The sequence below is a fragment of the Runella zeae DSM 19591 genome (genome assembly GCF_000423565.1).
Classification (GTDB): domain Bacteria; phylum Bacteroidota; class Bacteroidia; order Cytophagales; family Spirosomataceae; genus Runella; species Runella zeae.
The window spans coordinates 54,781-79,380 of sequence record NZ_KE384041.1 but is presented as its reverse complement, the minus strand read 5'-3'; the positions used below and the strand labels follow the sequence as shown (position 1 = coordinate 79,380).

General features: G+C 43.7%; 15 protein-coding genes. 1 reads left to right on the top strand and 14 read right to left on the bottom strand.

All coding sequences use genetic code 11. The features are described 5' to 3' along the window. Positions 1-11: 11 nt before the first annotated feature. Positions 12-1,064, top strand: a complete 1,053-nt coding sequence (locus tag G563_RS0127320; protein WP_028668136.1) for a 2-oxoacid:ferredoxin oxidoreductase subunit beta — start codon at positions 12-14, stop codon at positions 1,062-1,064. Positions 1,065-1,116: 52 nt separating this feature from the next. Here the strand turns inward: G563_RS0127320 and G563_RS0127315 are convergent, their stop codons facing one another. The 14 genes from G563_RS0127315 to G563_RS0127250 all read right to left on the bottom strand — a co-directional run bounded on the left by G563_RS0127315 (position 1,117) and on the right by G563_RS0127250 (position 24,500). Continuing rightward, entirely contained in the window at positions 1,117-1,593 is a 477-nt protein-coding gene (locus tag G563_RS0127315; protein ID WP_028668135.1) for a hypothetical protein, read from the bottom strand. 63 nt (positions 1,594-1,656) lie between these two features. Continuing rightward, a complete protein-coding gene (locus G563_RS0127310) occupies positions 1,657-2,913 on the bottom strand; it encodes an alkaline phosphatase family protein (RefSeq protein WP_028668134.1) in 1,257 nt (418 codons plus the stop codon). 3 nt (positions 2,914-2,916) lie between these two features. Then, positions 2,917-5,223 carry a polyphosphate kinase 1 gene (gene ppk1 / locus G563_RS0127305; RefSeq protein WP_028668133.1) on the bottom strand — a complete coding sequence of 769 codons (2,307 nt, stop codon included), beginning with the start codon at positions 5,221-5,223 and terminating at the stop codon, positions 2,917-2,919. Positions 5,224-5,348: 125 nt separating this feature from the next. Next, complete coding sequence (gyrB, locus tag G563_RS0127300; RefSeq protein ID WP_028668132.1) at positions 5,349-7,319, bottom strand: DNA topoisomerase (ATP-hydrolyzing) subunit B; 1,971 nt, start codon at positions 7,317-7,319, stop codon at positions 5,349-5,351. Positions 7,320-7,423: 104 nt separating this feature from the next. Further along, positions 7,424-10,750: a VCBS repeat-containing protein gene (locus tag G563_RS0127295; protein WP_037328366.1), complete on the bottom strand. Its 3,327-nt coding sequence runs from the start codon at positions 10,748-10,750 to the stop codon at positions 7,424-7,426. A 5-nt stretch (positions 10,751-10,755) separates the two neighbouring features. After that, positions 10,756-11,511 carry an SDR family NAD(P)-dependent oxidoreductase gene (locus G563_RS37285; protein ID WP_051211245.1) on the bottom strand — a complete coding sequence of 252 codons (756 nt, stop codon included), beginning with the start codon at positions 11,509-11,511 and terminating at the stop codon, positions 10,756-10,758. A 67-nt stretch (positions 11,512-11,578) separates the two neighbouring features. Next, complete coding sequence (locus G563_RS36020) at positions 11,579-14,518, bottom strand: DUF5107 domain-containing protein (RefSeq protein ID WP_051211244.1); 2,940 nt, start codon at positions 14,516-14,518, stop codon at positions 11,579-11,581. A 516-nt stretch (positions 14,519-15,034) separates the two neighbouring features. Then, on the bottom strand, positions 15,035-16,591 hold the full coding sequence (locus tag G563_RS0127280) for a SusD/RagB family nutrient-binding outer membrane lipoprotein (protein WP_028668130.1): 1,557 nt from the start codon (positions 16,589-16,591) through the stop codon (positions 15,035-15,037). Positions 16,592-16,626: 35 nt separating this feature from the next. Then, the gene (locus tag G563_RS0127275; protein ID WP_037328365.1) at positions 16,627-19,707 is read right to left on the bottom strand and encodes a SusC/RagA family TonB-linked outer membrane protein; all 3,081 of its coding nucleotides are present in this window, start codon (positions 19,705-19,707) and stop codon (positions 16,627-16,629) included. A gap of 167 nt (positions 19,708-19,874) precedes the next feature. After that, complete coding sequence (locus tag G563_RS0127270) at positions 19,875-20,966, bottom strand: dipeptidase (protein WP_028668128.1); 1,092 nt, start codon at positions 20,964-20,966, stop codon at positions 19,875-19,877. Positions 20,967-21,086: 120 nt separating this feature from the next. Then, the gene (locus tag G563_RS0127265; RefSeq protein WP_028668127.1) at positions 21,087-21,491 is read right to left on the bottom strand and encodes a hypothetical protein; all 405 of its coding nucleotides are present in this window, start codon (positions 21,489-21,491) and stop codon (positions 21,087-21,089) included. Between the two features lie 24 nt (positions 21,492-21,515). Continuing rightward, the gene (locus G563_RS0127260; RefSeq protein WP_028668126.1) at positions 21,516-22,727 is read right to left on the bottom strand and encodes an alanine dehydrogenase; all 1,212 of its coding nucleotides are present in this window, start codon (positions 22,725-22,727) and stop codon (positions 21,516-21,518) included. 21 nt (positions 22,728-22,748) lie between these two features. Further along, the gene (tsaE, locus tag G563_RS0127255; RefSeq protein ID WP_028668125.1) at positions 22,749-23,180 is read right to left on the bottom strand and encodes a tRNA (adenosine(37)-N6)-threonylcarbamoyltransferase complex ATPase subunit type 1 TsaE; all 432 of its coding nucleotides are present in this window, start codon (positions 23,178-23,180) and stop codon (positions 22,749-22,751) included. Positions 23,181-23,249: 69 nt separating this feature from the next. Further along, positions 23,250-24,500 carry a hypothetical protein gene (locus G563_RS0127250; RefSeq protein WP_028668124.1) on the bottom strand — a complete coding sequence of 417 codons (1,251 nt, stop codon included), beginning with the start codon at positions 24,498-24,500 and terminating at the stop codon, positions 23,250-23,252. Positions 24,501-24,600 lie beyond the last annotated feature (100 nt).

The window sequence follows — 24,600 nt, the reverse complement described above, 5'->3', positions numbered from 1 at the left end:
ACACATTTAAAATGACTTACATAAAACCCAAATTCCGTCATCCCGAAATGCCCAAAAATCGCGTAGGATATGCCAAAAGCGATTATGAAGGGGTAATTTCGACCTTGTGCGCTGGCTGCGGCCACGATTCTATCAGCGGGTCTATTGTGCAGGCTTGTTATGAAATGGATATTGAGCCGCACCGCGTTGCCAAACTGTCGGGTATTGGATGCTCGTCCAAAACTCCCAATTATTTCCTCAACAACTCCCACGGCTTCAACTCCGTGCATGGTCGGATGCCGTCGGTGGCTACGGGTGCCAACATGGCCAATCGCGACTTGATTTATCTAGGAGTATCGGGCGATGGTGATACTGCTTCGATTGGGATGGGGCAGTTTGTACACGCAATTCGTCGCAATCTCAATATGCTTTATATTGTGATGAACAATGGTTGCTATGGACTTACCAAAGGGCAAGATTCTGCCACTGCCGATGCTGGCTCCGTCAGCAAAAGTGGCTCTGTCAATCCCTTTGAAGGTATCGATTTAGTCGGAATGGCACTTGAATTGGGGGCAACTTTTGTAGCAAGAAGCTTTTCGGGCGACAAAACTCAACTTGTACCTCTCATCAAAGCCGCCCTCTCTCACAATGGGTTTGCTCTGATTGATGTCCTTTCGCCTTGTGTAACATTCAACAACAATCCGGGTTCTACCAAATCGTATGACTATGTACGTGACCACATCGAAGCGCTTGCTCAGATTGGTTATGTACCAGAAAAAGAGGAGATTACCGTATCTTACGAAGAAGGTAGTACCGTAGGTGTAGAACTGCATGATGGCTCGGTAGTACACCTTCAAAAATTGGCCGACGGCTGGGATCCACGCGACCGTCAAGCAGCAATGCGGCGCTTGCAGCAGGCCAAGGCTGATGGCGAAATCTTGACCGGATTGGTATATGTAAATCCAGAAAGCAAAGACCTGCACGAAGTAATCAAATCTGACCTTCGTCCTCTCAATAGTCTTAAAGAAGAAGATCTTTGTCCGGGGGCTAGTACATTGGAAATCTTAAACGAAGAGTTTAGATAAAGTTTTATTCCTAACAAAAAAGCCTTTTACTGTACAGTAAAAGGCTTTTTTGTTAGTGGCACACTCTCGCAAATTTACGCTCATTGGTTTCTCCTTCTTTTCCAAACACAATACTAAGTACCAATTCGCGCGTGGTGAGACTACGCACTTTAACATTTTTATACCATGTAGCTCCTCCCAAAATTTGCTCCTGAAGTTTGACTTCTTTTCCGTCAAAATCATACTGAGTGGATAGTTGAGCAGGTGAAGAAGGCGCCACTCCATTGCTCCCCGACAACGCATTTCTTACTTTTACTTCTCCATTAGAAAAGAATTCTACAAGATAAGAATCAGCAGGGGCTTTTTTCCAAGTAGTATCTGCAATAGGTGGGCAGCAACCTCCCAAATAACGAAACTCTGTCAATGTCCATTTCCCCACGAGCGTGGGCTGATCTGAAACACAGGATTCAAGGCTCAACAACTCCTCGCTTGAAGACTTGCATTGCATCCCAATCATGGCAATTAATCCATATAAAATCAGCTTTTTCATAAATATCAATCTCTAAATTTACTGATATTATGACGCCCGCTCTTTCCAAAAGGTTGGAAACTTCTATTCCACAATCCACTTATTTTGGGTATTGTATTTGCCTTCAAACACAATTTTGTAAAGTTGAGAAGGAAGCTTGCTTACATCAATAGATACTCGTTCTTCTTCGACGGGTACTTCGTCCATCAGTAAGTAAGAATCTCTTTTTCCCTCTTCAAAGTGATTGGTAGTAGCCAACCAAATTTTGACTTTTCCTTCTTTCTCCAACGCTTTCCAAGTCGACTCTATGGTATTGCCACTCTTTTTGACATTGGTATTTATCAACGACAACTTCCCCGTCAGGGAAGTGCCGTCTATTTCAAACGCCTGCTCTTTGGGAATATTGATTTGTAAGTGCTGTGCCATGGTAGGCATAATATCTACAATAGCGGGCAAAATTTCCACACCTGTTTTTCCCATAAAATAAGAATTCAGCTGAGGCGTATTGGTGACTATCCACGTGCTTCTTTCTCGGTCCGACTGCCCACCGTGGTTTTTACCCATAGAAGCATCTCTGCCGTGGTCGGTCGTAATAAAAAGCTGCCATTTTTCACCAAAATTTTTCTCGCGATATTGAATAGCATTCCACAATCGCCCCATTTGAGCATCCATCATCTCTACGGCTCGCACAAATTGATCGCTGTCGCCGTAGCGGTGCCCCATATCATCGGTATACTCCAGATATACCCACGACAAATCGGGGCTTTCTTCTTGGATATACCGTGCCGCTTCGTCTACCACTTTTTCATCAATCTTATGAATATATTCTTTCTCAGCATCGTGCGGAAAATGCAGCGTATCGAGTTCGAAGCCATCAAAAAAATAATCAAGTTGCAATTGTCTAGTTTGGGGCAATCTTTCTCCAATAAGCTTGGTGCGGTTGTCGAGCCAAGTCGAAAAAACGGCTGTTTTCTTATGGGGGTATTGCTCTTCAAAAAACCGAAAAATAGTCCAATAATGATAATTGGGGTCTTTGATGTTATTGTCCCACACATTGTGCTTATTGACCCAAGTACCCGTCAAAAGGCTATTATAGCCTACTGCTGAGATAGTGGGTGTTTGCGAATAAGTATTTTTCTTTCCTCCTACATACGCTCTGGTATAGCCTCCTACTTTGGCAATGGCTTGCAAATTAGGTAGTTTCTGTTTTTCAATCACATCCGAGGCAATTCCATCTACAATCACAAACAGCACCTTGTTTTTGGGGTTCTGAGCCCAAATGTCTGTGTAGTTTCCAAGAAGTAGGAATAAAAAGCTAATTTTCAAATTCCAGAATTTCATTTTTTAGGCTTCAGATTCAGAAAGTTCAGAAGTAGATTCATCAGTTGTTTCTGTAGGAGGAGTCAAAAAAAGCCGCGTATTCATTACTTCTTCCATTGTCACATGAAAGAATCGTTCGTGAATATTAAAAGGTTCTTTGTTTTCTTCTTCTCTACACTTGACGTAGTTGCCGTCTTCCAACATATCATAGGCATTGACATTGTCGCGAAGATTATAATCTAGGATATGAATCGCTTCCTGTTTTACTCGGGGATTGACAAAAGCAAAAACGGACTCAATCCGCCGGTCAAACGAACGTACCATCACATCAGCACTGCCGCCATATACTTTGGGATTGTCGTTGTTGTGAAAATAAAAAATTCGCGTATGTTCTAAGAAATCTCCTACAATAGAGCGTACAGTAATATTTTCACTCAATCCCTTACGAGCTGGCCGCAAACAGCAAATTCCCCTGACAATCAACCGAATAGGCACACCTGCTTGAGAGGCTTTATACAGTTCTTCGATGGTTGCTTTATCTTCCAATGAGTTGATTTTAATACAAATTCCACTCGGCAAACCAGCCTGAGCATTGACCGCCTCTTGCTGAATCAGCTTTAGAATTTGCTTACGCATATCACGTGGTGCCGTAATCAAATACTGGTAATCATTGGGTAAAGAATGACCTGTAATTACATTAAAAAACTCCGTAATGTCTCGATTATAGACTTCGTCACAAGTGAGAAGTCCAATATCGGTATATAATTTTGCAGTTTCTTCGTTGTAATTTCCACTTGCTAGATGTGAATAGCTCACCACTCCGTGCTCTTCTGCCCTCACTACTTGCAATAGTTTGGTATGGGTCTTGAAACGACTAATGCCATATATCACAAAGCAACCTGCCTTTTGGAGCCGTTGGGCTTCACGCATGTTGTTTTCTTCGTCAAATCTTGCCTTCACTTCAAACAATACCGAAACGTGTTTGCCATTTTCAGCGGCCTTGAGCAGGGCGGCGGTCACTCGCGATTTTTTGGCCAATCGATAAATGGTAAGTTTTATAGCCAATACCTTGGGATCTTCGGCCGCCTCTTCCAATAATTGCAAAACTGGTTCGAAATTGTTGTAAGGATGATGGAGCATGATATCGCCTTCTTTGATGGTTCCAAAGATATCTTCCACCATTTTTTCATGATCTACTCCTAATGGCGACACTGGTGGCGGTGGCGGTGGTACAAGCTCCGAAAATTCGGGATACTTTATGATTTGCCACAAGCACGTAAAATCCAATAAGTGCTTACATACAAATACATTGTAATCGTCTATTTCCCAACGTTTTTTGACCAGATTGAGCAACCATTCTGAGGTATTTGCTTCAATTTCCATGCGTACCACACGCCCTAGTCGCCGCGTTTTGAGTTTTTGTTTTACTTCATCCAAAAAATCGTTTTCGACATCATCGTTTTCTTCAATCGAAAAATCCCCATTCCTGACGATTCGGAACAAGTGCATATCGATAATCTCTACGTTTCGGTAAAGTTTTTTGAGTTCATAACGGATGATTTCTTCAATGGGTAAAAACAATATCTCACCACTTTTACGCTCTATGGTATAAAACCTTGGCAAATTGGCTGGAATCTGAACAAACGAAATTTTGCGGTTTTCTTCGTCATCTTTTGCTTTTTCGCTAATCTTGGTTACTACCGCAAAAATCAATGTTTTAGCCAATAGTACCGGAAAAGTATGGGTATAGTCAAACAGCATCGGGGTAAGCATCGGATAAATAGTCCGATCAAAGTACTTCCCTACTTCTTTTCTCTCGTCTTCGTCCAAATCTGACCAACGCCCTAGTTTTAGATTATGCTGTTCAAACAAAGGCAACAAATCGTTTTCAAATACGTCGTCTTGCTCCTGGGCAAATCGATGAATAGCCGACAAAAGAGCCTTACGAAATGGGATTTCGCGTAAGCCAGAATAATCGACCCTTTCTTTTCCAAAATCGAGGTAGTTGTACAAGCTACCGACTCGAATCGTAAAAAACTCATCTAAATTAGAGTCTGAAATAGCCAGAAATTTCATACGTTCAAAAAGCGTACGCCGGGTACTACGGGCTTGGTCGAGTACTCGAAAATTAAACTGTAACCAACTCAAATCACGGCTGATAAAATTACTCTGTTCAATAGTCTGGCTTACCCGTTCGGCAGAGCGCGAAAAACGGTCAGTTTCTTCCAAAGGTGGTTGCCCTTCTTTCGGTTCTCGTCGCTCACGGATAAATGAAAAGAGAGAGGAAAATCCTCCTTTTCGATTTTCTGAAGATTGGGAATGGTTGGGCATATATTCGTTGGGTATTTAGGGCGATGATATTTTTTTCAAAATTAAAGCATAAAAAAAATATGCCACTCAATCCAGTGGATGAGTGGCTCAATTTAATAGTTTCTTAACACTAGTTCAACTCGTCTCTACACATCCACGCGAGCGTATTTAGCGTTGCGTTCGATAAACTCACGGCGCGGTGCCACTTCATCCCCCATGAGCATTGAAAATAAGTGATCTGCTTCGGCTGCCGACTCTATGCTCACTTGCTTGAGGCTACGGCGCTCAGGGTCCATAGTGGTACTCCAGAGTTGCTCTGGGTTCATTTCTCCAAGACCTTTATAGCGCTGTATATACACGCTATCTTCTTTACCACCAGCAATTTCTTTGACGGCTTGCTCGCGCTGTGCTTCGGTCCAGCAATAGCGTTCTTCTTTTCCTTTTTTGACCAAATAAAGCGGCGGCTGTGCGATATATACATAGCCATTGTCGATGAGGTCTTTCATATAGCGGAAGAAAAACGTCAAGATAAGGGTACGGATGTGGCTACCGTCCACGTCAGCATCGGTCATGATGATGATTTTGTGATAGCGGAGCTTATCCATGTTGAGCGCGCGCTCATCTCCTTCTTTTCCAAATGCCACGCCCAACGCCGTAATCATATTCTTGATTTCTTCGTTTTCGTAGATTTTGTACTCTTGGGCTTTTTCAACATTCAAGATTTTACCCCGAAGTGGTAAAATAGCCTGATACGCGCGATTACGACCTTGCTTGGCCGAGCCACCCGCAGAGTCTCCCTCCACAAGGTACAATTCACAACCTGCGGGGTCGGTTTCGGAACAGTCAGCCAACTTACCCGGCAATCCTACGCCACCAAGTACGGTTTTGCGCTGTACCATTTCACGGGCTTTACGCGCCGCGATACGCGCCTTGGCCGCCAATATCACCTTATCTACAATCGTACGAGCTTCTTTAGGGTTTTCTTGGAGGAAATTGTCAAGCATTTCGCTCACTACTTGGCTTACCGCTCCCGCTACGTCAGAGTTCCCGAGTTTGGTTTTGGTCTGTCCTTCAAACTGCGGCTCTTGTACTTTCACCGAAATCACCGCCGTAAGCCCTTCGCGGAAGTCATCGCCACTGATTTCGATTTTTTCTTTGGCCAGTATTCCCGTTTTCTCCGCATAGTTTTTCAGAGTACGGGTAAGGGCCATTCTAAAACCAGATACGTGCGTACCTCCTTCGATGGTATTGATGTTATTGACATACGATACCACATTTTCAGAATAAGAAGTGTTATAAATCATCGACACTTCTACTGGCACTGCACCTTTATCATTCTCCATATAAATAGGAGTCGGAATAAGCTTGTCGCGGGTGCTATCAAGATAGGTCACAAACTCTACGAGGCCTCCTTCCGAATGAAATTCTTCGTAGCGAGGCTGACCATTTTCGTCCAAATCACGCATATCTGTTAGCGTCAGCGTGATTCCTTTGTTCAGGAAAGCTAGCTCGCGAATGCGGTTTGCGACTGTGTCATATTTATATTCGGAAACCGTAAAAATGGTATCATCGGGTAAAAAATGTACAAATGTGCCTGTATCATCGGCAACGCCAATTTCACGAACCGGATAAAGCGGCTTTCCGATGCTGTATTCTTGCTCAAAGATTTTGCCTTCGCGGTGCACTTCCACTCGAAGATGTTTGGAAAGGGCATTCACACATGACACACCCACTCCGTGCAGACCACCCGATACCTTATAAGTGTCTTTGTCAAATTTACCACCCGCGTGCAATACAGTCATCACGACTTCCAAAGCCGATTTTTTTTCTTTGGAGTGCATACCCGTCGGAATCCCTCGTCCATTATCTCTTACTGTAATCGAATTGTCAGTATTGATTACTACCTGAACTCGATCACAATACCCCGCCAACGCTTCATCTATCGAGTTGTCTACTACTTCCCAAATCAAATGGTGTAAGCCCTTGATGCCAATGTCTCCGATGTACATTGCAGGGCGTTTTCTCACGGCTTCGAGACCTTCAAGAACTTGGATGTTTTCGGCTGAATAATTGCTTTTGTCTATTTGTTCGGAAATTTCAATTGTTTCGGTTGCCATATTTTAGTTTTGGTAACAAATAGGGTACTTATTTCTGAAAATATTTCAATTTTTTAACGCGTAAAGATACAATAATTTAGCCAAAAATCCTAAATATTGCGCGTTTAAGGTCGTCGATATACCCCTACCGATTGATTGTATACTCCAAACACTAACAAATCATTGACAACTGCCATTGAGCGCAGCTCGCCGTTGATATGAAGGCCCGATTGCACTGCTCCCACAGGAGCGAAAATGTGGCTGCCTTTATTGAAAAATAGCTGTCCTCGGCTGGCATCCATTTTACCGAGACGGATTCGGGCTCTTTCTATGTTTCCTCCTATTATTAAGTCAAGTTTTTGATCTTTGTCTACATCCATCACTTCCAAAGCATATACGGGGGCGTATTGTGCTTCAGTAGGCAAAGCCTTAAATACCAAAGTACCCTTCTCATTCCACAAAATCCCGGTGCGTAGTTCGTCGGCACTCAGCAGAAAGGCGGTTCTCAAAATATCATTTTCCAAAATATCGCTCAGTGTAGCTTTAGAATAGCTTACATAATCAGGAAATTTCTTTTTCAAAAATGGTAATTGATCTAGCAATTCATCACGACTAGCGTAGGGATACTCTTTTTCTTCCTGAAACAACGATACAATGGGTACGATACCGCCATTGCCCGTAAAATCTTTATAGTACAACTTGAGCTTATCACCTGAGGTGACATGGTATTGGGTATTAAGCCCCATATTGCCTACTACAAAATCATCGTCGCCGTCACCATCGAGGTCGGCTTGGAGTAAACTATGTGCCAAAGTAGGCAACAAGGCGTTGGTTTTCGTTTCGTCGGCTATCCATTTATCACCTTGATTGAGATACACCACTGGCTTCATCCATTCGCCTACCAGTAGCAAATCTGGCTTTTTGTCATTATTAAAATCCGAAAATGCCGCCCCAGTAACGAGCGACGAATGCGCAAAAGATCTGATGACAGAAAAATTGCCTCGCCCTTCGTTTCGCAGCAATACCGACGCCTGCGCTTCAGGAAAACGCCCAGGCACGCAATGTGCGCCAATAAACAAATCTTGGTCGCCATCGGCATCAATATCAGCGGCTTTGACTACGGTGGCATTGAGGCGTAAAGCCGACAACTGCCCTCCACGGTGGCGTTTTAATTTTCCGTTTTGATTGAGGTACAAACGAGGCTGTAACAACGAATCAGTGGCCGATAAAGCATAACCTCCACTGACTACCGCCACGTCTAAATCTTTGTCACCATCAGCATCAAAAAGTAAGGCGCATGAAGATTCAAAGGAGGCATCTTTTTCAAACTCAGGCTGCGGGCTTTTCACAAATCCATTGGAATTTTGTAGGTACAAAACATCCGCTTGCCCTTTGGGTGCCCCCACAAAAACATCCAAACGACCGTCTCCGTTGAAATCTCCTTTGGCCAAACAAGGCCCTACGCCCGAAAGCATTTGAGGGAGCAAAGTCTGGATTTTGAAATCATTGATGGCATTGGCAGACAAAACGGACATCAAATCTCCCGTGTAGGTCAAAAAAGAAGAAAGAGCAGGAATACTTTCTTGCCTCGGCATTGATTGCGCATAATCGGCCTGAATTGTTTGATTGACCTGAGGAGCTTTGATGACTTGTGTTTTTTGGTCAGTCCATTTGACTATGAGCGAATCTACTTGCGACACATCTGCCAACCCAAAATGCAAAGGAACATACATAGCAGACTGAAAACCTCTAACGGGCTGAAATTCGAGCGTTTGCGTTCCTTTTTTTGTAAAAACTGTTACTTTAGACCCTATTTTTAAGGCTTCGCTTGGGGCTTTCAAAGCCACGCTGAGATGGTTAGTAGGGCTTTTTTGTTGAGCATTGTTTTGATACACAAAAGCCTTTTCGTTGGTATTGTTCGTCACCAAATCAAGGTCGCCGTCGTTGTCCAAATCTGCGTATATAGCTCCATTTGACTGACTTGGCTGGTCAAAGCCCCAGTCTTTTACTTTGTTGTCAAAACTCCCCTCCCAAGCACCCTCTGCTGATACACCTCGATTTCTGAACACGTAGTTAGGCTCATTGATGGGAGGCATTTTGGCAATGACGTCCATTTGACTCGGCACCTTTCCAGTATTGTTTGATTCCACCTGAATATCAGCCGAATACTTCAAAAACTCCATATTGGTATAGTCACGCGCATAGCCATTGGTCACAAACAAATCCTTGAACCCGTCATTGTCAAAATCCGCAAAAAGTGCCGACCAACTCCAGTCGGTATTGGAAACTCCCGCAAGTTGCCCTATTTCCGAAAACACCGGTATCGCTGCTTTTTCTTGGCTTGCTTTATTTGGATTCACACCCATGTTCAGTTGCAGCATATTGCGCATGGTCTGATGATGAAACCCTGCTCTGAGAAGTGATTGATATTTGTCGTAGTTATCATCGCCTGCCGTAAGCTTGATACGTTCGTTTTGGCTGGGTAGCATATCAAGCGTCACAATATCCGCCCAGCCGTCGTTGTTGATGTCGGCGGCGTCAGTCCCCATCGAATAAAGTGAAGTACTTCCTACCGTTTCTCTAATGCTTTCTTTGAACGTTTTGCCCTCCTGATTGAGATAAAAATAATCGTTTTCGTTGTAGTCGTTGGAGACATACAAATCTAGCCAGCCGTCGTTATTGAAATCAGCTATATTGACACCCAATCCAAAACTCAACATATTGTTAATCAAGCCCATTTCGTGCGACACATCCACGTATTTACCTCCTTCGTTTCGCATCAATTTACTACCATATCGGGGATCAGGCTGCTGCCGATAATCGGCAATCAATTGACTAAATCCGGCGTAATCTTGGATAGAGTGATTGAGCAAAAAACAATCTAAATCACCATCCTTATCGTAGTCAAAAAAGGCCGCCTGTGTGGTATAAGAAGGGTCGTCTAGTCCATATTCGGCGGCTTTTTCGACAAACTTTACACCAGCCTCGGTTTTACCTTGATTGATATACAGTAGATTTTTGCGCAAATTAGGATCTTCGGCTCCTGAGCGACACACGTAAATATCGAGCCAACCGTCATTATTAATATCCACCACCGAAACGCCCGTTTTCCAGCCCGAGTGCTTGATACCTGCCGCATCCGTGACATCTTCAAAAGTGATTCCTTCGTCAGGTTTGGAGGTATTGAGGTAGAGTTTATCGGCCACCATATTGCCCGTAAAATACAAATCCACGAGGCCATCGTTGTTAAAATCCCCGGCCCCTACGCCACCACCGTTGTAGAAGTACCCGTATTTCAAAACGTTGTTTTCGGCATCTTCTTCAACAAAATTGTTGAAAGCTATGCCCGTATCATCGGCATCAAGGCGAGTAAAGAGTGTATCAGAAGAATTTTTACAGGCCGAAACAAGTAGTGTCCCTAAAAGCAACAAAAACGATTTTGGTCGAAACATGTAAGTTAGTGTTCAAGGTCTCGAATGTCATAAAAACCTCCATTTTGAAATTTTTCGTTGCCAAGCGCCTTATCAATAAAGGCCGCCACACTCTCTGGCGAGCGCAACTTACCTTCGGCATACAAAGCCTTAAAACGCTCTACCTCAGCAAACTGCTCAGGAGTGCGCGAACGAATCTCATCTTGCATGGCGGTATTTACGACGCCCGGTGCTAAGTTCCAAACCTTGACAGGATGGTGCAATTGATTGATTTCGAGCGCCAATACCTGCGAGGCCATCAAAAAGCCTGCTTTCGTAGAGCAATATCCACTCCAGCCATAATATTCGTGCTTGGCCGCTCCCGACGAAATGTTGACAACTTCCAAAGGTATATTTTTAGTAACTGCCAAGCCTACAAAGTAATTTTGGAGAATCATGGGTGCGGTCATGTTCAAAAAAATAGTTTTAGCCAAATCTGCCGCTGGCACATGATAAGAGGGTTCTATTTCGCCCAAACGCCCCGCATTGTTAATGAATACAAGAGAGGATGAGGGGTGGTCTTCTACGATTTGTTTCCAGCGTTTCATGGTATTTTCGCAGCCTTCCAAATTGCTCAAATCCTCTTCAATACCGATAAAATTGGCCTTCGACCATGATTCATCGGGCGCAGTACGGGCAGTACCTACCACCAAATCTTGGGACGAATGTGCTAAAAAATGAGTGGCAACCGCCTTGCCAATACCTCGACTACTACCTGTTATAAAAATAATTCTTTTACCCATAGCTTCAATTGAATGGTTTGATAAAGGAGACAAAATAGGGCAAAAACTCCGTTGAATCAACCAATTTTTATTGAAATAACTCCCACAACCCTAAATCGCTCTTGCTGAGTTGTTTGGCAAGTTGGGTAGTCTCGTTGACATCCACTGCTTTTTTAGCCATTTTTAGGTCAATTGTTTTTTTCAAAAAAGCAGTCAAACGATTGTCGGGGTCATAAGGCTCCCCCGAGCCTAGATTTTCGGGCCAAGTTTCGGCTTGGGTCAAAAACAGTTTGGCCTCTTTGTATTTCTTGTTTTTGAACAAGTCAGCAGCATACCTGATATTCAATTCTCTAAAAAGTGCATGAGCGCCCGAAGCACCTTCATTGGGCAAAATAGTAAGCGATTTCATCAAGTCGATGGCTTCCTTGTAGCGTCTTGCGGCCTTGAGAAGTTGGGCGCGTTGCTGTCCCAAAATATATACTTCGTGGTCTTGCTTGGGTAGTTTTGAAAAACTTTCATGAAGCGCCAAAGCTTTAGGCAATTCACCATTAGCCGCATAAAAATCTGAGAGTGTTTTTACCGTACGCCAACTATTAGGGGTCAATTCGTAGGCTTTTTCGAGCGCAGCTTTTGCGTGGATTTTGTCAGTTTTGAGTACTTCAGCTTTATACAGATAGTAGGGAGCAAAATCGGGCATCTCGCCTCCTTCAATTTCAGTAAAATCACTCAAGACTACATTGGGGCGAACGGCAGCCTCCGAAAGATGTAAGTAATAGCGTAATTTCCAATGAGGTTTTTGTGTCAAAGCCCACCGCAAGACGGCGGCGGTCTCGTTACGAAACGGAAAAATTCCTTCAGGAGAGGCCACTATAGCCGCCTCTAATGCCCTCTCTGATTCATTTTTTTGATTTAGTTTATCCCATAAAAAAGCTTTCCAAAGAGCCACCGCTGGGTGAGATGGAGACGACATCAACACGTCAAGGCTCTCGCGGTATAGTCCAAGTTTCTCATACTCAATCGCCACTTCGAGATACGTCTCAAAAGGCAATTCACTACGAATCATCTCAGAGGCAAGTTTCTTGTCTTCGGTCTGTTGCGTAATCTGAGCTATTTCAAAACGCACCCAATGATTGAGCGGGTCGTTTTGTAAAATTTCTTTGGCCTTTTGCAGAGCCAATGTGTGTTTTTGGGTAAGACGCAGTACTATTACTTTTAGTACTTTGGCATCCCAATGATCCGCTTGGCGTTCTAGCACTTGTGGCAATAATTCAGAGGCTTTAGCATAGTCTTTCTCATGGACGGCAATCTTTGCCAAGTGATACAGCGCGGCACCGCGATAGGTAGGGTCGAGCGAAGCAGTGGCAAAACGGTCTTTGGCCGCTACCCATTGTTTCTGACGTTCATAGACAATTCCCGCAATAAAATTTGCTTTGGCATCATAGGCGTTGTTGGCAAGTGTCAGATCTGCCTCCTCTCTTGCTTCCGCCATATCGCCTCTGACATAAGCCAACTCTGCTTTTAAAACTTGCGCGGGCTTAAAAGAGGGGCTTTTTTGCAATAAATGCTGTAGCAGTGAATCCGAATCTATATAGTTACGCTGATTCATCAAGTCTTTAGCGTGTAGATAAATGCCATAATCTGACTTCCAATCAAATGTTTTAGCCGCTTCCAATGGTCGTTCGGTGTTATTGGAATGCCCGTTGGCGAGTATCTCCGTCCCCACTAAGATTTTTAGAGACTCTATATTCCCCGTCCAACGTATCGAATCACGAAATGTTTGGAGGGGTTTTAGGTTTAATTTTTTAGCAAAAATCGCTCTATTTCCTTCCCATACTTTCAACGTATCTTGTACCGACGCAACCGCACAATAATCTATTTTAAGCCAGTTTTCAGCTCCTCTTACATTCATCGAACCACGCGGCGTGGCATGGGTCAACCCTCGCGTTTGTTTGACCGGAAACCAGTACTCCGTCCAACTATCATGCGTGTAAGGCATAAAAGAAAGGTGTTTAAAAGGACTATACATACTGCCTTCAGAAGCTTGATTAAACAAGCGCCCCGACTGCAATTCTACGTATTGGCCGTCGGTATCGGTCAGGAGTTTATCCCAAATCATACCCTGTCGAGACAGACCCCAAATCCATATTTTTTTACCAAGCTTCTCATGGTAAGGCGAATAGCGAACAAAGCCCATGTTGTCGTTGTGCCAAAAACCGCCATAAAAATCGGTCTGTTTTCCAAGGACATGATAAGACTTATAGGAACCAAAGTTGTTTTGTTCATAAAAATTCAGATTACGTCCTACCGAATCACGGGGCCATGTACCTACTTCGCCGTTGTGCCCTACATAATGCGTACCCGGAAATACAAATTCTAAATTGCCAGCGGCTTTGAAGCCCGCATTCAGCCAATGATAATAACTCGTCTCCAAAGGCGTGGCATTGTACCAATGGGACTTAGTGGTAAAATACGCCTTATCTTTCGGGAGGTTGACTTCTACCATCCAGCGCGTTCGAGCCGACCAATCCCAAGCTCCCAAAAAGCAACTAACGCTCCCGTCGGAATTGGTACGGGTAAAATAATCTACAGGAGCCGATACTGTGGGCGCATGTCCGATGTCTCCAAAATTGATTTCTATCCCTCCCGAAGTCCAAGCCCCGCGCATGGCTACATCCCGAAATTTGACGACATGATTGAAATACACAAAAGGAAAATCGGTGGATTTTTCGTAAGCACCCCAAATTTTTCCACCAATTTCGGGCGTGATATACACTTTGATATAATCGTTTTCGAGTTCGATAAACTTCCAATCTTTCATGACGGGCTTATCCGTAAAACCATCAAACCGAAAATAGGGATAGATTTTTCCGGGTTTAGGCACTGGATTAGGATCAGAAAAAGCATACGTTTTGAGGCGTTGAGTGGTTTCTTTGATGGTGGCTTGTTGAGCTGTAGTGGTCACGTTTGCCACCAATAAAAACCCTATTATTAAAATATATTTTTTCAATAAAAAACGTAATGGAATCATGGATAAGAAGCGATTTTGAAGGATAATTATTGAAATAGACTTTTTACAAACATCTCATATGCTGCTTATTAAAGACATTAGAAGGGAAAATGATTTTAAGTATAGATAAAAGAGTTGAAAATCAGGGCTAAAGCCCTTTTGCTATTTTCATATTTTTAACCCCAGCCTAAAGGCATGGAGTTAAAACATAACCTTATATCTGAGCTAATTTTACTTTTTTACTTAAGTAATGATTCTATTTTTTACGCTAGAAACAAACCCAATCAACTGATAATCTACCTTTTACAATTAACAAATCGAAGCAACAATCCGCCACAATTAAGGGTATGAGTTGAAAATCAGGGCTAAAGCCCTTTTGCTATTTTCATATTTTTAACCCCAGCCTAAAGGCAATGAGTTAAAACATAACCTTATATCTGAGCTAATTTTACTTTTTTACTTAAGTAATTGTTCAAAAGATGTAGCTATGAATAAAAACGGGCGAAAATTCGCCCGTTTTTATTCATAAATTATCGATTATTGTTTATCCCACCACAAACGAGTTGTTGATTTATCGGCTCCTCCTAATTTAGAAACCCCCGAATCTACACCCGCTTTGTTGGTGCTGATTTCGCCTGCCACAAAAGGTGCACGACGTACAATCGTGCCTACAGGCACTTCAGGGTCATCTGAGTTGACTTTTGGATAAAGCTTAGGATAACCCGAACGACGATACTCCGCCCATGCTTCAAAACCATACGGGAACAAAGCCAACCATTTTTGGGTCAAAATCTGCTCACGCTGACGAACAGGCGTAGACTCCCATTTAACAGGAATATCGGTCATACCGGGGCTTTTCACTACGTCATTGAGGGCAATGGGCGTCGTAGTACCATTGGTATAAGCAGCTACAGCGGCGGCATCCGTGATTCCCCACTGACTCATCGAAAGGGCAATTCCTTTTTCATACAAGTCTTTGGCAGTACCGCCCATATTCCAGCCATTGAGGGCACCTTCGGCGCGGAGGAAATGAGCCTCCGAAGCAAACATAATGCCCCAAGGCTGCGTAAAACGCGCCGCATCTTGGAAAGCAGGCGCTACGTTTGAATTGGCAGCGGCAGCATTTTCAGGCAATCCTAGCTGTACTTGTGTGTAGCCATTACGCAATCCTTTATAAACGTTTGTTCCTGCCACAGGGCTAAAAAACTTACCGATACGAGGGTCATTGAAACCTTTAAGCGTACTTTCCATGGCGGCACTCATCCGAAACTCATTCCATGCCGTGATTCCTCCCAAAGGATTAGGAGAGTTGGCCGTTACTTTCACAAAAGCATCGTCGGCGTTGGTTTGTAAAGTACCTGCTGCTACCGCCGATTCGGCTTCGGCTTTTGCCAAAGCAGGGTCTACTCTCGACATCCGCAGCGCCAAACGCAAACGCATGGTATTGGCAAACAAAATCCATTTATCAATATTACCATTATAAACTTGGTCGTTGTTGCCCAATACCGTCTTGCCTTTAGATTTTTCGAGCGTAGCTACTGAGGTTTTCAGGGTCGCCAAAAAATCTTTATAAATCGACTCTTGGCTATCATATTCTACGGTTTTGGTACCTCCACCCACTTTTGAGTAAGGAATAGACCCCCAGTAGTCGGTCATTGGCAAATACATTTGTACTTTCCAAATCGAAGCAATCGCGTAGATGTTTGCATCTTCAGCTTGCCCGCCGGGTTTTGTGGCATCCAAAACCACCAAAAGCGGGGGAATCTGCTGACCATAAAAATTTCCCCAAGCGCCATTGAGCCAGTTGCCTACCATGACGTTACGGTCAGAAGGGAAATTGATAGCGACGTTGGCATAGTATTGGGCATGAAGGTCAGCAAACAAGCTTTGCATCAACTGAAAAGGCCCTCTGTCTCCAAACACTCCGCGCCATTGGGCTGCCGCGAAGGCATTGCCTACGGCTGATTTATCAACGGAAGTAAGCTTGGTTTTATCGGTATTGATTTCTTCAAATTTCCCCGTACAGGCATAGAAGCCTACTGAGGCCGCCATCAACATCACAACCGGGATAGCGATTCTTTTTGATATTTTCATTATTTTCTCCATTTGAATGTTAAAAACAATCTTTCTTAAAATGACAAGTTCAAGTTTACCCCAAAAGTACGGGTAGAAGGCAAAGAGAACGACTCCAAGCCTATTGAGGTATTTTGGGCACCAGATGCAAGCTCAGGATCAAAACCTTTGGCTTTGTTCATAAAGAAAAACAAGTTACGTCCTACCAGCGAAACGGCAATTCCTTGGAAAGGTGTTTTCTTGAATAAGCTTGAAGGCAAGTTGTAGCTCAAAGCCATCTCACGCATACGGATATTGGAAGCACTGTATGTAAATACTTCTCCCGCAGGGGTATTGCGCCCGCCTACTTTTACCCAGTAGCGTTCGGCAGTAGTAGCGATATTGTTGGCCGAACCGTCTGATTTTACGCCGGGGAAAGTATAGCTATCACGCCCCGCCAAGGTTTCTTCAGTGACACCGTCTGCATAGATGACCGCATTGGTAAACGACGTCACTACGCCACCCATACGAGCACTGATTAGAAAATTGAGAGAAAGGTTTTTGTAAGAAATTCGGTTGCTCAAACCTCCCGTCCAATCAGGACGAGCATTGCCTAAATACACGGTTGTACCTGAAGTAATTTGGGGCAAGCCGTCGGTTCCTACCAGTATTTGTCCGGCATTGTTACGTACATATCCACGGCTATAGATTTCGCCAAGTGGCCGCCCTTCAATGGCGCGGATATTGTTCATAAAGTCGTTTGTAAGCTGCAACTCTTTCAAATCAGGCGTAAGCTCCACGAGTTTATTAACGTTTTTGGCATAATTCAAATCAATATCCCAACGCAAATTATCGGTTTGTACAGGGGTAGCATTCAATACTAGCTCCACGCCTTTGTTGTTGACCAATCCCGCATTGATAAACTCCGACGACCATCCTGAAGCAGGTGGAATCGCTACTGGAAACAACTGGTTTTTGGAATCACTATTGTACCATCCCAAATCAAAGCCATAACGGTTGTTGAGGAATTTCATTTGTAAACCAAACTCCAAAGCAGTGGTTAGCTCGGGTTTCAAATTAGGGAAAGGTTTTACGCCATCACGTACAATAAACCCATTAGGCCCACCTGCCAAGAAAGTATAGGTTTGATTGAGGAGATATGGACGGGCATCGTTACCTGTTTGAGCATACGAACCGCGTACTTTCATAAACGAAATCGCGTCTGGCAAGGTAATCATATTTGATAAAACCGCCGAAAAACCTACCCCAGGGAAGAAGTATGATTGACTTTCTTTGGGCAATGTAGAAGACCAGTCATTACGTGCCGTAACGGTTACGGTAAGGGCATTTTTGAAAGTCACATCAGCCGTCGCAAATACACCTTGTTTTTCGGTTTCGTTTACGCCACGTGTGGTTTGAGAGTTGCGGGCGTTGCCAGTGATAAACAAGTTTTCGCGGTTGAGCCCGTTATTGATGGTTAATTGGTCAAGCTGACTGCGACGTTGGAGGCTTCCCCCTACAGTAGCATTGACGGCAATTGATTCCGAAAACTTCTTATCATATATAGCAAACAAATCATAGTTTTGCTCGGTGACTTGGCGCCAGCTCGTTTGGTATTCACCATTATCAGCGATTGTGTAGGTATTGGTATACCATTTACCTTCAAATTTATCCACATAGCGGTCTATTCCTCCCCGTGCCATTACTTTCAAAGCTGGGGTGATTTTATAAGTCAAAGATGTAAAACCTGTGATACGATCACGGTTATCCAACGCAATCACCCGATTTTTAATCCAATAAGGATTTTGACCGCCATTAGAGCCGGGATTCCAGTAGTTTTGGCGAAGGCTACCAGTAACAGGGTCAACATACTCAAAATCTTGCGCTTGTGCCAAACTTATATTGCGAGGTATCCGTAAAATATGACGCTGGAGGTTGGCAAAGGCTTCACCCGTTTGCTGCCGGTTGTCAATGCGCTCACTTAAGTAAGTGATTTTGGTATCCAGTGAAAGCTTTTGGCCAATCTGATTAGAAATTCTTAGGTTAAGAATGTTACGCTTGAGTTTGTTGTTGTCCACAATTCCCTTGGCTCCTACGTTTGTATAGGAGAAGTAAGTTTGTGTTTTTTCGCTTCCCCCAGAGAAAGCGAGCGAATTAGAAATCTGCGAACCAGTTGAATAAAAATCCCGGTAATTGTTAGGATTGGGCGTCATGTTGTAAGTTTTCCCAGCATTGGTGGGATTAGGTCCCCACATCGCTACGGGCTGTCCTTCCATTTTTGGACCCCAGCTAAATTCACTCGCACGGTTGTACACGCCTGCGCTACCTTGCCCATATACGTTTTGGAATTTTTGCAAAATCATCGCTTGTTCTGCTTGGAATGAGCTATTGATAGTCACCCCAAAACCTTTTCGTACTGAGCCTTTTTTGGTATTGATAATCAAGGCACCATTAGCAGCGCGGCTCCCATAAAGTGCAGTTGCGGATGCACCATTCAATACGTTGATGGACTCGATGTCGTCAGGGTTGACACTCGAAAGCCCATCGCCCCCGTCACGGCCTCCGTTGGCATTGCCTGGGCTAAAGTTAGAGTTGTCCATCGGTACGCCGTCGATGACAATCAAGGCTTGGTTGTTGCCGGTAATAGAGCGATCGCCCCGCAAGACGACCCTTGAAGAGCCTCCTACGCCCGAAGAGGAGCGGGCAATATCCAAGTTTGCTACCCTTCCCGCAAGAGAGTTGGCGACGTTCAGCTCGCGAGCTTTCGAAATATTGCCCGTCTGAATCGTTTGAGTAGCATAGCTCAAGACTTTTTGGTCTTTGGAAATCCCCAAAGCCGTCACTACTACTTCACCTAAAGTACGTACATCTGGCGCAAGAGAGACTTCAATTGAAGAAGCAGCTCCCAACGCAATTTCTTTGGTTTCGTATCCTACAGAGGATAGAATCAAAGTCCCAGTCGTAGGTACCGAAAGTTTAAAGGTGCCCTCCGCATCCGTATTGGTCCCGCGGCTGGTGCCTTTGAGAAGAACATTGACACCGGGCAGCCCTTGCCCAGCTTCATCTTTGACCACCCCCGACAGCGTTCGGTCTTGGGCTATCAACTGCCCGATGCCGACAAAAATCGCCAACAGGCTGACAAATAGAATTTTAAACATAGATTTGATTGGTTAGTTGGTTATACCAATTGCAAATTATGTTTTATTTTTAAAATAATGTTATTACAAGTATACTATTTTTTAATTTTTTTTAATATGTCATTTATACACTTAAAATTTGTACAAATTTCATATATACATCATAATCCACTCGCGCAAAACTCGATTTACAAAATATTATTTTGCCAAGAAGCACTCAAATGCCTAAACCAGTTTTTATAAAAGATGTTTTCTACATCCTTATTGGTATATCCTTTGGTTTGGAGCACATTTTGGTACAATTGTAAATCTGAAATGGTATCTAAATCATAAGGCGATTGCTCTCTTCCAAACATGCCATCAAGATCAGTTCCAAAAGCAACATGGAGGCTATTTCCGGTCAGTTGGCAGATATGATCCCAATGGTCTACAAGCTTCGCCATCGTAACCCCAAAAGCTTTGGGGTCTGATTGTCGCTGCAAAAACCCAGGTGCCAACATCCACGCATCCAATGCCCCTCCTATCACACCACCCCTTTCTACGATGCGCAAAATTTGCTCGTCTGTCAGTTGGCGCTGATGAGGCACTAAAGCACGACAATTGTGATGACTTGCCCAAATTGGCCCCTTAAACAATTCTAACGCTTCGTCAAAACCCTTGTCGGTGAGATGAGTTACATCCAAAATCATTCCTAAAGAGTCCATTTCTTGCAGGAGGTCTCGCCCAGCGGCAGTGAGGCCATCCGTAGTACCCGTACCAGAAGCATAGCGCCCCGATCCATACCAGGCAGGGCCAATAGCACGCAGCCCATAGGCGTATGCTTTTTCGAGGTAAGAAAGATGAATAAGAGAGTCAGCCCCTTCGAGCGATAAGATAAACCCAACCGGCTTGCTTTCATTGGGGATAGAAGTATCTTCCCATAATGCCATATGAGCTTGTAGCTGTGTAAGGTTGGTAATTTGGGTCATTTCACCCAAATCTACCATAGCTTGATACCACGCCACTTGGGCTTGGGTCATAGCCCAAGCTTGCGCAGGCGAGTACCATCCGTCAAAGGCACTACCTCTTTGGGTCACCCGCGCCAATTGCGTCGCTACTACGAGGCCGATGTTTCCTTTACGCAAATCAGGCAATGACACTGTTCCTTTGCCACGGTCGCGTTTGTCGGTAAGTTGTTTTTCTATTTCACGTTCGCGAAGCTCCTGTACAGAGCAAGTATAATCTCGGTTCCACTCTATGGCATTCATAGCCATGTCTAAGTGGGCATCAATAATCAGCATCAGTTAAGGGTTTGGGGGGATAAAAAGAATAAACTACTTACTAGGACCGCTTTGCACTTGACTCGGGCAAGTTTGTGAAATATAACTTGCCCAGAAATGTATCCCGTAGAGTGTATGGTACTAATCTTCCGGAAAAGGAATAAAGACAAAACCAGCGAAATCGTTTTGGACAACAAACAAGCAGCAAAACTCGTCTGGATGACGGTAATTTTCTTTGAACAACTCTACTGATTCTAAGCCTACTAGCCCTCGTTGAATAAACTCATCAATATAGGATGCTCGATAAGCCCATTCGTTTTCGAGTTCGGTCTTATTGATTAATAATATACCCAAGTCAATCTCTTTCTGAACAGCTACAAAAATAGGATGCTCAGAAAATCCTCTTTTACGGATTTGATATGACGCTTCTTTGAGTTGGTCAGATACCTTCACAAAATCTTGTGAAATCAAGCCTAAAAGTCGTTTGTTAACTTCGGGCGAGTTGGCATCATCCATCAATGTATTTTCGTTACTATGGTTTATCATAGATTTTGAGGTTGAAGTAAAACTTTACATTCTTGCGGCTAGCAAAAGACTCAAATCTTTGTGACGCATACTGAATTTTTTGGCAATGACTGGATTGGTCAGCGTACCGCCGTGAGCATACACCCCCTTGCTAAACCAACGATTGGCATACATCATTTCTTCTATACCGCCCGCAGTACCAGTACGCAAAAGCATCGGCAAAAACACATTGCTCAAGGCAGTGCTAGCCGTGTGAGCTACCCTTGAGGCGATGTTTGGCACACAATAATGAATAACATCATAAAGGCGATAGGTTGGTTCTTTGTGAGTAGTGATGCGAGAAGTTTCGATACAGCCCCCTTGGTCGATAGACACATCAATGATGACCGAGTTTGGTCTCATCCGAGCCACCATCTCTTCGGTCACGATACTTGGGCTGAATCCGTCGCTTGGGCGCAGAGCACCTATTACCACGTCGGCTCGCTGAATAGCCTCCGCAAGCGTATCCGATTCAATAATCGAAGTATAGATATTTTGGCCAATTGCGTACTTCAAACGTTGCAGGCGGTAAATATGTTGGTCAAAAATCTTGATTTCGGCTCCTAGTCCTAAAGCTGTCCGTGCGGCATATTCGGCCACTGTTCCAGCACCTATGATCACAACTTTGGTAGGAGGCACGCCTGTTATCCCTCCCAAAATAATACCTTTTCCTTGATTGGCACTACTCAAATACTCCGCCGCAATGAGCATAACGGTACTACCTGCAATCTCGCTCAAAGAGCGTATGATAGGCTGCCCTCCTGCGGGATCTTCGATGTATTCGTAGCTCACAGCCGTGATTTGCTTTTCGTTGAGATGCTCAAAATACGAACGATCACGGGTAGGTAGGTTTAAGGCTGAAATAACCGTCTGACCATTTTTGAGGTGTACAAATTCTTGCTCAACGATTGGCTCGATTTTCAGAATCAAATCACTTTTAAAAACCTCGTTGGGAGAATATACGATTTGGGCACCTGCTTCACTGTATTCGTTATCAAAAAACTGTGCTCCTTCACCAGCACCTTTTTCTACTACTACTTGGTGACCATTTCGAACCAAAATTGCCACCGCTTCGGGAGTGAGCGCAATACGGTTTTCTTGTAATGAAACCTCTTTGGGAAGCCCAATCAACAGGCTCCGCTGACTCGTTTTCACGGGTGCTAAAGCTTCTTGTGGATAGAGGGCTGTTTTTTTCGCCAATTCACCAAAACCCATCATTTTTTTAGAATCATTTAAACTTTAGATGTCAACGTTATCAGTAACTGTAATTGCCCTTTTTCCGTTCGCCACTTCCTTAATTGTAATCTTTTTGAAACGTGCGGGCAGTAAGTCGGCAATTTTGTCGGGCCATTCGATCAAACACAACGCACCTGAATCCAAGTACTCTTCTACTCCAATATCAAAAGCTTCAACAGCAGATTTTAAGCGGTAGCAATCAAAATGATAAATAGTATCTCCAGCGCTAGTAAGGTACTGATTTACAATCGAAAAAGTGGGACTTTGAATGGTATTTACGACACCCAGTACTTTGCCAATAGCCTTAACTAGGGTGGTTTTTCCGGCTCCCATTTCCCCTTCCAGCAACCAAATACTATCTTCTTTACAAAGCGCTATTACTTCACGAGCGGCACTAGTGATATCCTCCAACTCAAAAGGAGTGATTGAGTACATTTGGTTTGGCATTTCGATTCAGTAATTTACAAAATCAAATGTTTGGTGGTCTATACTTCTGGGCTGTTATTAGCCTTCCAATACACCTTGTTTTTTTAAGTCTTTGGTCAACTGCTCCATCAACAAGCGATGAGCTTCGGGGGTAGGATGTCCATCGTGTTGGAGTTGAAACTCTTTGGAAGGGAATGGAAACAATTTTCGATAATCCAACACCTTAAGCCCTTTCTTTCTCAAAAGCTCCACCATAGGCGAATCTTTGTGCAAAACATCGGGATAAACAATGACATAAAATGGCGCATTATTGAATTGTTTTTTAAACTCTTCCTCTGATTTCTTGATAATATTAGCGGTCAGTTCATAATCTTTAGGACGATAAGCAAAGGGAAAATCCATCGCAAAATGCTGACGTACTTTGCTATGAAAGAGCATCATCCCCACACGATACTTAAGTGGATGTACAAATCGGTAGACACCTGTAGTTTGTAAGGACGACTCATCAACGTCCGGAAAATACCCGTCATACATACCTATCCACCCTGCGGAAGGAATGGCTCGATTGACATGGTCTTCAATATAAGTATAGATGCCAATCCCTTGTTTTTGGGTCACTTGCTTGGTAAGGTCTTGGTGCTGTAATCGCGCCAACATATGTCGAGGTGAGTACCCAAAAAAACCATAGTTGTAAGCTTGATAATTAGGATTATCTTTTTGAAAATAGTAAGTCATGGTTTCGTTGTCAGCCACAGCATCCCCAAAGGTGAAGGAGCATCCAAAGAAAATAGCATAGTTGTTGCGGTTTGTGCTTGTACTATCAGCAAAAGGAGTAACGCGCCTTGATAATGAATCGGCGTGCATGGCAATATCCATGACAGGTTTACCGCCCAATGTTTTGAGCCATCTAAAACGCATATTAGGGATGGGTTTTCGGCCTAAAAACTCGTCAAAAGCATAGCTAGAATCATAGGCAGGGCCTGCATACTGAGGCGCAGGAGTCCCCGAAGAAGGTGCCTGCTGAGCATCATGGATCCAACCTACTACCTTTTCAACTCCTACGATGACTACGATGACCGTAATCAAAGAAACCAATATGTTTTGTAAAAGAGGAGGACCATTTTTTATTAACAAATAAGCAGTAATCAATCCCACTGCCCATGCTACTACCCTAAAACCAATGAGCCTTAAATCATAATCAAACCATATTCCGTCTCCATTTCCTACAAAAAACTCTAGGCCTATCAACGCTAGAAGAAACAAAACAACAAAAGATATGAAGTAGCCGAGACGCGCAAAAAGAGTAGAATTTTTTTGGAAGAAACCCATTCTTTGAAATATTCTAAATTTTAGTCCTCAAAGGTACGACATTTTACCCATAGTTGAAATCCCCCCTAAACGGCAGCAGTGCACAAGTGCGGAAAGAACT